Source organism: Blastococcus xanthinilyticus (genome assembly GCF_008124835.1).
In the GTDB taxonomy this organism is placed as follows: domain Bacteria; phylum Actinomycetota; class Actinomycetes; order Mycobacteriales; family Geodermatophilaceae; genus Blastococcus; species Blastococcus xanthinilyticus.
The window spans coordinates 56,343-67,906 of sequence record NZ_VNHW01000007.1; the positions used below are offsets into that span (position 1 = coordinate 56,343).

The 11,564-nt window shown below is 73.3% G+C and carries 12 protein-coding genes, 1 tRNA gene and 1 other RNA gene; 6 read left to right on the plus strand and 8 right to left on the minus strand.

Annotation, left to right across the window (positions count from 1 at the left end; translation table 11 throughout):
* Window positions 1-7 precede the first annotated feature (7 nt).
* Complete coding sequence (locus BD833_RS12080) at window positions 8-2,353, minus strand: DNA polymerase III subunit gamma and tau (protein ID WP_166533399.1); 2,346 nt, start codon at window positions 2,351-2,353, stop codon at window positions 8-10.
* A 162-nt stretch (window positions 2,354-2,515) separates the two neighbouring features.
* Between BD833_RS12080 and BD833_RS12085 the strand changes: the two genes are divergently transcribed.
* Entirely contained in the window at window positions 2,516-3,040 is a 525-nt protein-coding gene (locus BD833_RS12085) for a SigE family RNA polymerase sigma factor (RefSeq protein WP_243737618.1), read from the plus strand.
* Window positions 3,037-3,855, plus strand: a complete 819-nt coding sequence (locus BD833_RS12090; RefSeq protein WP_166533401.1) for a hypothetical protein — start codon at window positions 3,037-3,039, stop codon at window positions 3,853-3,855. Before BD833_RS12085 ends, BD833_RS12090 begins: the two co-directional genes overlap by 4 nt.
* A gap of 7 nt (window positions 3,856-3,862) precedes the next feature.
* On the opposite strand, the gene BD833_RS12095 is transcribed toward BD833_RS12090, so the two are convergent.
* From BD833_RS12095 to BD833_RS12105, 3 genes are all read right to left on the minus strand, one after another.
* Window positions 3,863-4,528 (minus strand): YceI family protein, encoded by a 666-nt coding sequence (locus BD833_RS12095; RefSeq protein ID WP_166533402.1) that lies wholly within the window; start codon window positions 4,526-4,528, stop codon window positions 3,863-3,865.
* An 86-nt stretch (window positions 4,529-4,614) separates the two neighbouring features.
* An RNA gene (gene ffs / locus BD833_RS12100) (signal recognition particle sRNA small type) lies at window positions 4,615-4,710 on the minus strand.
* A gap of 106 nt (window positions 4,711-4,816) precedes the next feature.
* Window positions 4,817-4,901: transfer RNA gene (locus BD833_RS12105), tRNA-Ser, on the minus strand.
* Window positions 4,902-5,062: 161 nt separating this feature from the next.
* On the opposite strand from BD833_RS12105, the gene BD833_RS12110 reads away from it, so the two are divergent.
* Window positions 5,063-5,410 (plus strand): hypothetical protein, encoded by a 348-nt coding sequence (locus BD833_RS12110; RefSeq protein WP_166533403.1) that lies wholly within the window; start codon window positions 5,063-5,065, stop codon window positions 5,408-5,410.
* Window positions 5,411-5,432: 22 nt separating this feature from the next.
* Window positions 5,433-7,262: a serine/threonine-protein kinase gene (locus BD833_RS22715; RefSeq protein WP_208092616.1), complete on the plus strand. Its 1,830-nt coding sequence runs from the start codon at window positions 5,433-5,435 to the stop codon at window positions 7,260-7,262.
* A gap of 48 nt (window positions 7,263-7,310) precedes the next feature.
* Here the strand turns inward: BD833_RS22715 and BD833_RS12120 are convergent, their stop codons facing one another.
* Window positions 7,311-7,964, minus strand: a complete 654-nt coding sequence (locus BD833_RS12120) for a class I SAM-dependent DNA methyltransferase (protein WP_208092617.1) — start codon at window positions 7,962-7,964, stop codon at window positions 7,311-7,313.
* Between the two features lie 223 nt (window positions 7,965-8,187).
* Between BD833_RS12120 and BD833_RS12125 the strand changes: the two genes are divergently transcribed.
* Window positions 8,188-8,757 carry a hypothetical protein gene (locus tag BD833_RS12125; protein WP_166533405.1) on the plus strand — a complete coding sequence of 190 codons (570 nt, stop codon included), beginning with the start codon at window positions 8,188-8,190 and terminating at the stop codon, window positions 8,755-8,757.
* A gap of 317 nt (window positions 8,758-9,074) precedes the next feature.
* Here the strand turns inward: BD833_RS12125 and BD833_RS12130 are convergent, their stop codons facing one another.
* From BD833_RS12130 to BD833_RS12140, 3 genes are all read right to left on the minus strand, one after another.
* On the minus strand, window positions 9,075-9,452 hold the full coding sequence (locus BD833_RS12130; RefSeq protein WP_166533406.1) for a hypothetical protein: 378 nt from the start codon (window positions 9,450-9,452) through the stop codon (window positions 9,075-9,077).
* A gap of 58 nt (window positions 9,453-9,510) precedes the next feature.
* Complete coding sequence (locus tag BD833_RS12135; protein ID WP_166533407.1) at window positions 9,511-9,870, minus strand: hypothetical protein; 360 nt, start codon at window positions 9,868-9,870, stop codon at window positions 9,511-9,513.
* 65 nt (window positions 9,871-9,935) lie between these two features.
* Window positions 9,936-10,997, minus strand: a complete 1,062-nt coding sequence (locus tag BD833_RS12140; protein WP_166533408.1) for a CHAT domain-containing protein — start codon at window positions 10,995-10,997, stop codon at window positions 9,936-9,938.
* Between the two features lie 195 nt (window positions 10,998-11,192).
* Between BD833_RS12140 and BD833_RS12145 the strand changes: the two genes are divergently transcribed.
* The gene (locus tag BD833_RS12145; RefSeq protein WP_166533409.1) at window positions 11,193-11,423 is read left to right on the plus strand and encodes a hypothetical protein; all 231 of its coding nucleotides are present in this window, start codon (window positions 11,193-11,195) and stop codon (window positions 11,421-11,423) included.
* The last annotated feature ends 141 nt before the right edge of the window (window positions 11,424-11,564 follow it).

Consider the following 11,564-nt stretch of genomic DNA (forward strand, 5'->3'; position numbering starts at 1 on the left):
TCCCCGCTCAGCCCTCGACGGGCCGGGCGCCGAGCTGGGACCGCAGCAGCTGCAGCGCCGCCTGCTCCTGGTCGACGGCGGGCGCGGGTTCCCGGTCACCGTCGGAGGAGGCCTCCGCCGCGCGCTCGGCCATGAGCTCGCGCGCCTCGGCGGCCTCCGCCGCCTGGGCCGCCTCGCGCGCCGCCTCCCGGGCCGCCGCCGGTGCGACCGCGGCCCCACCCGAAGCGGCGCCGCCGCCCTCGACCACCGCGTCGACGCGCCAGCGCACCCCGAGGAGCTCGTTGAGCGCCTCCCGCACGACGTCCTTGTTCAGGTCGTCGCCCAGCCGGCGGGCCAGCGCCGGCGAGGAGGTCGACAGCGTGAGGACACCGCCCGAGAGCTGCTGCACCTGGGCGCTGTGCAGCAGCGCCTCGGTGGTCCGCTTGTGCTTCTTCACCACAGCCAGGAGCTCCGGCCAGATCCGCCGGACGTCGGCGGTGGTCAGCTCCCCGTCGGACGCGGTCTCCGGCGGGTTCGCCGAGACGACCGGGGTCGGCTCGCCACCCCGGGGCGCGGGGGCCGACTCCGCCGCCGCGCGCGGCGGCGACGCCGGGCGCGGCTGGTCGACCCGGGCGGCCGCCGCACGGGCCGCGGCGGGCTGTGCCGCGTGCGGCCACTCCTCGTCGTCGGTGGGCTCCGGCGGGAGCGGGATGTCCGGCTCACCGGCCGTCTCGCGGGCCGGGCGGGGGCGGTTCCCCGGCTGGGCCGTGTCCGGCCAGTCGGTCGCGGCCGCGGCGGGGGCCGGCGCCGCCGGGGTGGAGCGCGGCTTGGTGCCCGGCTGCAGCGTCTCGGGCCACCCGTCCCCCGCCGTGCCCGGCGCGTTGGCCGGCGCGGCGGGTGCCGGAGGAGCGGACGGCGTCCCGGGCGCCCGCGCGGGGGCGCCCGCAGGGGGCGGTGCGGCCGGGGCCTCCGGCGCCCGGGCGGCAGCGGCCGCCGCCGGTGCCGCGGGCGGCGGCGGGGCAGCAGCCGGCGCGGGCGGCGCCTCGCGCCGGGAAGGCTGGGACTGCGACGGGCGGACGTACTCCCGCCGGGAGCCTGCCCCGGCGTCCTCCCGCTCGGGGGCCGGCGTCGCGGCCGGCGGCGGCGGGACCTCCGCGACCGGGGGCTCGCGGTGCGCGGGCTCGGCCACCGGGCGCCCGGCGTGCTCCCCGGCGATGGACATCCGCCGCTCCAGCCGCTCCAGCCGCTGGAGGGTGGCGGCGGCCGAGCCGTCGGTGGCCGGCAGCAGCATCCGGGCGCAGACCAGCTCGAGCAGCAGCCGCGGCGCCGTCGTGCCGCGCATCTCGGTCAGGCCCTCGTGCACGGTGTCGGCCATCCGCGACAGCGTCGCCGACCCCAGCGCCTGGGCCTGGGAGTTCATCAGGTCCAGCCGGTCGGGCGGGCAGTCCAGCAGGCCGTTGCCGCCCGCGTCGGGCACCGCGTCGAGGACGATCAGGTCGCGCAGCCGGTCGAGCAGGTCGGTGGCGAAGCGGCGCGGGTCGTGGCCGGCCTCGACCACCCGGTCGACGGCGCGGAAGACCCCGGGCGCGTCCGAGGCGGCGAGGGCGTCGATGGTCTCGTCGAGCAGCGCGTCGTCGGTGACGCCGAGCAGGCCGACGGCCTCGCGGTAGGTGACCCCCTCGGGGCCGGCGCCGGCGAGCAGCTGGTCGAGGATCGACAGCGAGTCGCGGACCGATCCGCCGCCCGCGCGCACCACCAGCGGGTAGACCGTCGGCTCCACCTGCACGCCCTCGGCGGCACAGGTCTTCTCCAGCAGGGTGCGCAGCGTGGTCGGCGGCACGAGCCGGAACGGGTAGTGGTGCGTGCGCGACCGGATGGTCGGGAGCACCTTCTCCGGCTCCGTCGTCGCGAAGACGAAGACGAGGAAGTCCGGCGGCTCCTCCACCACCTTGAGCAGGGCGTTGAAGCCCTGCGTGGTCACCATGTGCGCCTCGTCGACGATGTAGACCTTGTAGCGGCTGCTCACCGGCGCGAAGAACGCCCGCTCCCGCAGGTCCCGGGCGTCGTCGACACCGCCGTGGCTGGCCGCGTCGATCTCCATGACGTCGAGCGAGCCGGGGCCGTCCGGCGCCAGGGCGATGCACGACTCGCAGACCCCGCAGGGGGTGGACGTCGGCCCCTGGGCGCAGTTGAGCGACCGGGCCAGGATGCGCGCCGAGGAGGTCTTGCCGCAGCCCCGGGGGCCGCTGAACAGGTAGGCGTGGTTGATCCGCCCCGCGTCGACCGCGTTCATGAGCGGGGCGGTGACGTGCTCCTGCCCGACCACCTCGGCGAAGGTCGCCGGACGGTACTTGCGGTAGAGCGCCAGAGCCACGGAGCGAGATTACGTGCCCGCACCGACACCCTGGCGGACGTTCCGGATCCGCCGCCGCCGGACCGGTCCACCCGGGCCGTCGCGGAGCCGATGTCTGCCGGAGTGGGGCGGGACCGGCGACCCGGGGCGTCCTCATGGTGTGAGCGACCACCGGAGGGGCGAGTGACCGAGAGCAAGGACGCGGAGTTCACCGACTTCGTCGCCCACCACGGCGGCCACCTGCTGCGCACGGCCTGCCTGGTCACCGGCGACTCCCACCGCGGCGAGGACCTGCTCCAGACCGCGCTGGCCAAGGCGTACGGGTCCTGGTCGAAGGTGCGCGCCGCGGACCACCCGGTGGCCTACGTCCGGCGGCTGATGATCAACGCGCACCTGAGCTGGCTGCGCCGGCTCGCCAACGCCGAGCAGGTCGTCGAGAGCCTGCCGGAGACCGGCTCGGGCGACCTGCAGGCCGCCCACGCGGAGACCGACGTCATGCGGCGGGCCCTCCTCACGCTGTCCCCCCGCGTCCGGACGGCGGTGGTGCTGCGCTACTTCGACGACCTCTCCGAGGCCGACACCGCCCGGGTCATGGGCTGCTCCCGCAGCACGGTCAACAACCACATCACCAAGGGGCTGGCGGCGCTGCGCGTGCTGCTGGCCGCGACCGGCGACGACCTCACGCCCACGTCGAGGAGGACCTCGTGAACGACGGCGACACCACCCTGATCAGCGCCCGCCTGGACGACCTGGCCGACCAGCTCGCGCCCGGCTTCGACCCGCGGGCCCACGCCCTCGGAGCCCGGGACCGCTACCGGCAGCAGCGCCGGACCCGCCTGGGGACGGCGGCGGTGGCGGCCGTCGTGGTCGCCGTGGGGATCGGCGTGCCGACCGCGCTCGGCGCGCTGACGGCGTCCCCCGGCGGCGGCGTCGCCGGCCCGGGGACGGCCGGTACCGAGGCGGTCCCGGAGGACTCGGCCGCCCGGTCGGCCGCCGAGGACGCCCGCCGCGCGCGGGAGGCCGAGGACCGTGCGACGGCGGCCGCCGAGGAGGCCGCCGCCGTCGAGATGGTCGCCGGGGTCCTCGGGGCGCGGACCCCGCCGCTCGAGCTGCGCGCCGGCGCCGACCGGGCCTGCCCCGACGTCGCGGCGGGGCTGATCGCCGCCCTCGGGGGCGGGACGCGGCCGACCACCGGCACCGATCTCACCGGCGGCTGCCGGTGGTCGACCCCGGGGCCGGCGCTCACGCTGTCACTGGTCCCCGGGCAGACCGAGGACCAGATGGTCGGCGAGGTGGACCGGTCCGTGGCCGCCGAGGGGTGCACCGTGCGGGTGATGCCGAGCGCCGTCGACGTCACGCCGCTGACCGTGTGCCCGGCCGGCACCGGAACGACGTGGACGCTGCGCGTGCCCGACAGCGGCGGCGCCGGCTACTGGGTGCTGTCGGCCGAGGACGCGCCCACGGCCGAGGCCGGGTCCGGCGGGCTGCTGGCGCTGGTCGACGTGGTCGACGCCGGCTGGTGAGCGCGGGTCACCGCGTCAGCACGAGGAAGAGCTCGATCGAGCCGGCGTCCTCCACGCGCACGAACCCCAGGTCCGGGGGCTCGATGCCGAAGTCGGCGAAGGCGACCGGGACCGAGCCGGAGACCTCGGCCCCCTCGGGCGTCAGGACGGCGGAGAGCTCGACCTCCACGGGCCGGGTGACGCCGGTGAGGGTGAGCTCGCCGGGAACGGGCACGGTCTGCGGGGTCCCGGTCAGCTCGGGGAGCTCCACCGGCCCGGTCACCGTGAAGGTCGCCGTGGGGTGGGCGGCGACGTCCATGACGTTGTCGCGGAAGTAGGCGTCCCGCCGGCCGTTGTCGGTGGCGATGCTCGCCACGTCGACGGTCACCTCGGCCTCGGTGAGGGCTCCGTCGGCCACCACGAGGGAGCCGCTGACCTGCTCGGTGGTGCCGGCCACGGCGACGTCGGCGCCGTTGAGCACCTCGTCGACGCGGTAGCCGGCCGTGGAGCCCTCGGCCACGGTCCAGCTGCCGTCGGTCTCCTCCGTGAGCGCGGCGCCCTCGGGCTGGGACTGCACGGTCCGTGCCGCGGGCGCGTCGTCCTGCAGCGCGGCGTAGACCAGCGGCCCGGCGACGAGCGCGACGACGGCGAGGGCGATCCCGCCACCGAGGAACCACCAGATGCGTCGGGACATCTCCGCTCCAGTCGTTGAAGGTTCATGCAGCCAAACGCAGGAACCTGTCAACGAGCTGGGAAGCCGCCCGGAGCCGGCCGGGAAAAGAAGAGGACCCCCCGCGCACCCGCCAGAGCCCGCTTATCCTTGCTGCCTTCCGGCCCTGGGGAGGTTCACAGGGTGACGCCACACGAGGGGTCGTGGACCACTGTAGGGCACGGCCGGCCCCCGGCACACGACCGCCCCCGGACAGACGTTCGGCCCGCGCGGAGGCGGGCCGTTCGTCGCCGCCCGCACGGACGGCTGCTGCGGAGGATGGGAGATTCGAACTCCCGAGGGGTTGCCCCCAACCCGCTTTCCAAGCGAGCGCCATAGGCCACTAGGCGAATCCTCCAGGTACGCCGACGATCGTACCGGGCCCACTCCCGCGGTTCGCAGGACACCGCCGGGGAGGCCGTCCGGGAGGCCGTGCGGCATCCTGCACCGAAGAGCGGTTGACCGCGGGGTCGACGGGGAAGGGCCTGCCATTGCGGGCACGGACGAGGAGGCGCAGGGATGAGCGAGCACAGCGAGGTGCGGCCGGACGTCGTCGAGGCGATCGTCGGTGTGCTCAAGGGCGGTGACGCCGGCGAGCTCCCGGCCGGGGCCACGGCGCAGGAGAAGACCGCGGCGAAGGACCGCTACCTCTCGGAGTTCGTCGCCGAGCGCAGCAAGCGCGACCGCCAGGCGCAGGCGTGGGAGCTGCTGCTGACCCGCAGCTACGACGAGCCCCCCACCTGGCAGCGGATCTTCGACGACCTCGACCCGAGCGTGCACACCGAGCTCGGCGAGCTCTACGACGCCCTGCCCGTGGGTGCGCAGGAGGAGTACGCCCGTCGGTACGGCGTCCCCTCCACCGTCTGACGCCGGACCCGCCCCGCCGCCGATGTCGCGTCCGATCACCGGGCCGGGCCGCCTGGTCGCGGGCCGCTACCGGCTGGAGTCGCAGATCGGTGGCGGCGGGATGGGCACCGTCTGGCTGGCCCGCGACGAGCGGCTGGGCCGCCGGGTGGCGGTCAAGGAGGTCCGCTTCCCGCTCGGGGCCGACCAGGAGCAGATCGACGAGCAGCGCCAGCGGGCGCTGCGCGAGGGGCGGATCGCCGCGCGGCTGAGCCACCCGCACGCCATCTCGGTCTACGACGTGGCGCTCGAGGGCGGGACGCCGTGGCTGGTCATGGAGTACCTGCCCTCCCGCAGCCTCGCCGAGGTGCTCGGCGAGGACGGGGTCCTGCGCGTGGACCAGGTGGCGCAGATCGGCGCCCAGGTCGCCGACGCCCTCGCCGCGACGCACGCGGCCGGGATCGTGCACCGCGACGTGAAGCCGGCCAACGTCCTCATCGGTCGCGGCGGCCGGGTCGCCGGGCTGGTCAAGATCACCGATTTCGGCATCTCGCACGCCAGCGGCGACGTCACGCTCACGCAGACCGGCCAGATCACCGGCACGCCGGCCTACCTCGCCCCCGAGGTGGCCCAGGGCATGGAGATGACCGAGGCCAGCGACGTCTTCTCCCTCGGCGCCACCCTGTACACCTGCGTGGAGGGCGGGCCGCCGTTCGGCATGGACGACAACGCGCTCGGGATGCTGCACCGGGTCGCCGGTGGGCAGATCACTCCCCCGCGGCAGGGCGGCGCGCTCACCGAGCCGCTGCTGCGGATGCTCGCCGCCGACCCCGGTGCACGCCCGGCCATGACCGCGGTCCGCGACGAGCTCGCGGCCCTGGCGGCCGGCCGCGACGGGGACACGACCACCGTCCTGCTGGCCCGTACCGACCTGCGCCCGTCGTCCGGGCCGGCCGGGACGTCGGTGTTCGCCGCGGCCCCGGTCGCGGCCGACCGGGTGGAGCCGCCGGCCGCCTCCCCGGTGGGCCCGCCCACGCCCGCACCGCCCACGCCCGCACCGCCCACGCCCACCCCGCGGACGGCGCCCGCCCCGGTGGTGCGGACCGGCGGCCGCCTCCCGCCCGCGTCCGTTCCCGCGTCGTCCGTTCCCGCGTCGTCCGTTCCCGCGTCGTCCGTTCCCGCGTCGCCGCCCGCCGGGGACACCCCCGCGCGGGCCGGCCGCCGGCGCGGTGCCTGGGCGGCGCTCGCGGTCGTGGTGGTCCTCCTGGCCGGCGGGCTGGCGCTGTGGCTCGGCCCGCTCGGGGAGCCCGACGGTGACGCCACCGCGACCGGCACCCCGACCTCGTCGTCCGAGGCTCCCTCGCCCACCGGGGAGCCGGCCGAGACGCCGGCCGAGACGCAGACGCCGGTGGAGCCGGTCGCCCCGCCGCCCGCGGAGGACGGCGAGGACGGCGACGGTGAGGACGGCGAGGACGGGGACGACGAGGGGAACGGGAACGGGAACGGAGAAGGCAACGGCAACGGCAACGGCAACGGGAACGGCGGCGACCAGGACGCCGACCCGCTCGCCGAGCGGAGCATCCGGGACTTCGTGCGCGACTACCACCGGCTGGTCATCGACGACCCGGCCAGCGCCTGGGACCGCACCGGCCCGACGCTGCGCGCCAACATCAGCCGGGAGAACTACATCCGGTACTGGGACCAGTTCGAGGACGTGCGGATCAGCGACCTCGAGGCCGGGGACGGGGACACCACGGCGACGGCCACGATGGAGCTCCGCTACGCCGACGGCCGCCGCGAGACGGGCCCGCACGAGTTCACGTTCCTGGTCCGCGACGGGCAGCTCGTCCTGGACAGCGACTTCCCCGTCGACTGAACCGGCTCACCGGCGCCGCTGACCACGTCCGCCGGCGTGACCGGGAGCTCAGTCCGGCCGTCGGGCGGCGAGCAGCACCTGCCGGTGCGCCAGGCCGCCGGTGGGCAGCCGCAGCTCCGCGACCGGCTCGAGACCGGCGCCGGCGAGCAGGGTGACCAGCTGCTCCGGCTGCCACAGGTGGGTCGTCCAGGACACCGGCACGCCGCCGTACGCCTCGGTGCGCACGATGTCGCCGTCCCCCACGTGCGTCCCGAGGAGCACCTGCCCGCCGGGAACGAGCGCCCGGGCGAAGGAGGCCAGCACGCCGGGCAGCACGTCCCGGGGCAGGTTGAACAGCGACCACCACCCCAGGACGCCGCCGAGCGAGGCCGCCTCGAGACGGAGGCCGGTGGCCGAGGCCACGGTGAACCGCAGCCCCGGGTGCAGCCGGCGGGCGTGCGCCACCATCCGCGGTGACAGGTCGACGCCGGACGCGTCCACCCCGAGACCGGCCAGGTGGGCGGTGACCGTGCCGGGCCCGCAGCCGACGTCGAGCACCGGCCCCCGCCCGCGGACCTCGTCGGCGAACGCGGCCAGCGCACCGCGCAGCCACGGGGCCGGCGCGAGATCGCCGGCCCGCATCGCGACGTAGCTGTCGGCCACCCGGTCGTAGGAGGTCCGGACGAGTTCCAGATCGGCGGGCTGGGCCACGGCATCGGACACGGTCGGGGAGGCTAGCGCCCGCCCCGGACACATCCGCCCCGCCGAAGCGAAAGGGCCACCGACGGACGTCCGTCGGTGGCCCCAGCTGGGGGCTACCGACGAAAGTCGTTGACCTGCGTGAATGCGTAGCCCCGTCGAGTCTTCTGCCCGAACCGTGCAAGATCATTACCCACGCCGATGGCTCCGACGCAGGACACCGGGTGCGCGCCGCTAGCCTTCGGGCATGAGGCCGCTGGGGCGATGCCGACAGGTGCCGGTCGTCGTCACCCGAGTCGAGTGGATTGCCAAACAAGCGCGCACTCGGATTCCGCCAGCGCCAGTACACGACGAGTGGCACCTGGAGATCGACTTGCTCTGCGAAGCAGAGCCCGTGCGAGCAGCAGCCATGCTCGTGACCGATGGCGAACTGCTCCACACCCGAGGGTGGGCTGACAAGCCGTCGGCAACCGTCAGGTATCGCGTAGACCTGTTCCCTTTCGACTGGGATGGCAGCGACGAGATGCAGGTCGCCATCGGCAGCGGCATCCGTGCAGCAGCGACGTCCGCCGCACTGAAGCACCAACCACAGCAGGCCGTCAGACCGCTCGTTCAGGTTGGGGACAGACTCACTACTGGAGCCGTCGTGGACGTTGTGGCGTTCGACGACATCGGCTGGACCGCTCAGGTCGCCCTGCTAGCCGAGACGGATACGAAGAACGTCCGCACTCGGTGGCACGTCCGGCTACCTCTAGAGCAAGCCAGCCTGCACGCCTTCCTCTCGACTGGACGGCGGTCCGGGACAGTCGCCCTCTAGGCGAGGACATCTCGGATCAGAGACGACCGGTCCCGCTCGGCCGCCCACCCCATCAGCGGTGCAGGTCGTCGGGGTGGTGGCCGACGGCCTTGGCCGCAGCCTCGCCGCATGGGTAGCCCAGCCCGGCTCATGCGTCCGTTGTGGAGGGGAGCAGCCCGTTCGAGCCGGGCCTGTGCGGGCAACCGGGGTAGGCGCGCCAGAACGACCAAACGCCTACCCCGGCCACCATTTCTCAATGCCTGTCGGCGACCGCGCAGGCGTTCGCACGCGACGTAGTCCGGGACGTCCGACCGTTCACCTGGCTGGCCGAGTCTTGGCTAGTCCATCAGAGGGCGGTACTTCTCCCGGAAGTCGGTGATCGGCATGGTCGCCAGGTCCTCCTGGACTTGCCCGATCAGGCTCTCGACCTGGGCGCGGCCTGCAACCGGCGGCCGTAGCAAGGCCCACCGGCCGCCGGTGTAGTCCTCGATCAACACTCTGTCGCCCCGCAATCGGCGGCGCTTGTAGCGGACCCGCAATGAGTCACCCACGGGCTCGCGCTCCACGTGCGGAGGGACGCGGGAGCACATGTCCTCGACCTCCCGAGCATCGTGGTCTTCCTCGACGATGCACTCCGCGCAGTTCGTGATCGAGATCAAGGCCCCAGGGTGCACCTGCCAAGCGTGCCCACAATCAGGGCACAGGCTGCTGGTCACGACGGATGAGGCTAGTCCGGCGAACGGAGTAGATGACCGCGCGGCGGACGGGTCGGACCTACGGCTGACGGGGGCGGTTGACCGGTACGCCGTCGCCGGGAACATGGCGAAGCGTGCTTGCGCGCCGCAAGTCAGCCAACTGCTCCTCGGAGGACCACTGAAATGGCGGGTATGACCTGCCCAGCGGCAAGTCACCCAGATTCATCCACAACAGGCGGTTCGGCTGAGAGATCGCCTCGGCGTATGCCGGATCGGATGGCTTCACTCGGACAGCCTGCTTGGGGCTGGGGAGCGAAAGGCGAACGGATACCTGCTGAAGTTCCTTACGGCTGGCGACCGCGACCACGAACTGGAGGTCCTCTAGCGAGGAGGGGGCGCGGCCGAACCACGACCACACTTTGAGCCGCGCCTCATCCACGAACCCATACTGCCCCGCTCCGCTGACGCGCGGCAGAGCGACACGGGTGCGTTGCAGGCGCGGTGCTACGCCGCCTCCGGCGCGATGACGAGATGTACCAACGCGGGATCGACGCCCGGCTGCGTGTCGAGAATCGGCAGGTCCGCATCGGGGAGTCCGTCCAACTCCATCTGGACGCGGGCAAGTCGCCACGACGACTCCACGGACTGACCTTCGGCGACGGCGCTGTAGAACCGCGCCGCGAACGCCATCGCGTCACGATCGCCGACGCTGTCGGCCATGCCGATCGCCAGCGGCACGGCATCGAGCAGCCCGCGAATCTGCGCTTCGGACTTGCAGGCGTTGAGCACGACGAGGGTGGGCGGGTCGTCGACTGCGCTCATTGCCCGAGCAAACGCCTCGGCGGTGACCCTTTGACCGGGGCCGCGCGCGTCACTGCCCGTATCGAAGACAAGGACGTCCTCCCCGGCATGGCCGGAGAAGTGAACAACGTGCGGCTTGAACCGAGTCAGCCCGTCCAAGAGGTCGGCGGTTGTCGCCGCTGGCTTGTGTTCGATCGAGATGAGGTCGCGATGGGTCGCGGCTTGGACTGCGGCCTTCACCCGCCGCATCTCCTCGTCGACTCGAAGGTCTCCACGCGAGGAGGCGGTTAGATAAAGGATGCGGAGGCGCTCCACTTGGGGCGGTCGGATCCTGTCCATGGCGGCCGCGAGTCGGTCTTCTGCCGCTGTCACGAGGGCCTGGGTCCTTGCCCGTTCAGCGTGGATCTCCCGCTGATGGGCGAGTGCGTCAGCACGCGCCTGCCGCTGCCGCTCACGCTGCTCGGCCTCACGGCGGCGCTTCTCCGCAGCCTCTCGCTGATCCCGATCGCGCTTCTCCTTCGCGGCCTCGCTCTTCAGCGCGGTTGCGAGGTCCTTGTTCAGCGCCGCCTCCTGCCGCGAGAAGTCAGCGCTGCGCTTGCTCTCGTCCGCGACCTTGCGGCCTTCTGCCAGGGCAGCCTTCTCTGCCGTCTCCGCCGAACGCAGGTGCTGCTTCACCATGGACGTGGAGGAGGTCGATGCCGCCTTTTGACGGTAGGAGGCCGCATCCGCGTTCTTCTTGGCTTGCTTACCGCGCGCGTCAGCCATGCGCCGTTCAGCGTCAGCCCGCTTCTTCCCGAGGTCTACCAACTTCTGTCGGATCTGCTCTGAACTAGCCATCTCGCCCTCCCCGTCTTGATACGCCCGTTCGCAGCCATCTCCACGTAAGCACGTGGGTCTGACGGTTCGTACCGGACTGCCTTGGTCCGAGGTGCTTGTCTCTGCTCACGAGCAGCAGCCGTCATGGACCTCTCGGACGGTGTCCTTCACGAGTGCCAGCAGGTCGTGGGCACCCTTGACGCGCACGACTGGCATGAACTCATCGATGAGGGCCACGAGATGGAGTCCGTCGTCGACGAAGGATCGAAGAGCAAGTCGGTCCTGGCTCAAGCGGATCTGTCGGGTGGTGAACTGCCGGAGATAGCGATCCTGGTCGATCAAGCCGAGGACGAACGAGTGCATTGCGGCGCGTAGTTCGATTACACGGTCGCCTGGAAGGGAGACCCCTCGAACGGTGATGCGGTCGTTCCGGTAGTCCGGCGGCACGTTCTCATCCCGCCGCTTCGGTCGAGTCCGATCTCGCCTGCGGTTTCGGTATTGGGCGCTGTGAGAGGC

What these genes read in the sequence shown, in the direction of transcription:
- BD833_RS12140 (WP_166533408.1), bottom strand. Translation starts at nt 10,997, where the DNA reads ATGGCTGACGCGCGCGGTAAGCAAGCCAAGAAGAACGCGGATGCGGCC.
- BD833_RS12125 (WP_166533405.1), top strand. Translation starts at nt 8,188, where the DNA reads ATGAGGCCGCTGGGGCGATGCCGACAGGTGCCGGTCGTCGTCACCCGA.
- BD833_RS12110 (WP_166533403.1), top strand. Translation starts at nt 5,063, where the DNA reads ATGAGCGAGCACAGCGAGGTGCGGCCGGACGTCGTCGAGGCGATCGTC.
- BD833_RS12095 (WP_166533402.1), bottom strand. Translation starts at nt 4,528, where the DNA reads ATGTCCCGACGCATCTGGTGGTTCCTCGGTGGCGGGATCGCCCTCGCC.
- BD833_RS22715 (WP_208092616.1), top strand. Translation starts at nt 5,433, where the DNA reads ATGTCGCGTCCGATCACCGGGCCGGGCCGCCTGGTCGCGGGCCGCTAC.
- BD833_RS12145 (WP_166533409.1), top strand. Translation starts at nt 11,193, where the DNA reads ATGGACCTCTCGGACGGTGTCCTTCACGAGTGCCAGCAGGTCGTGGGC.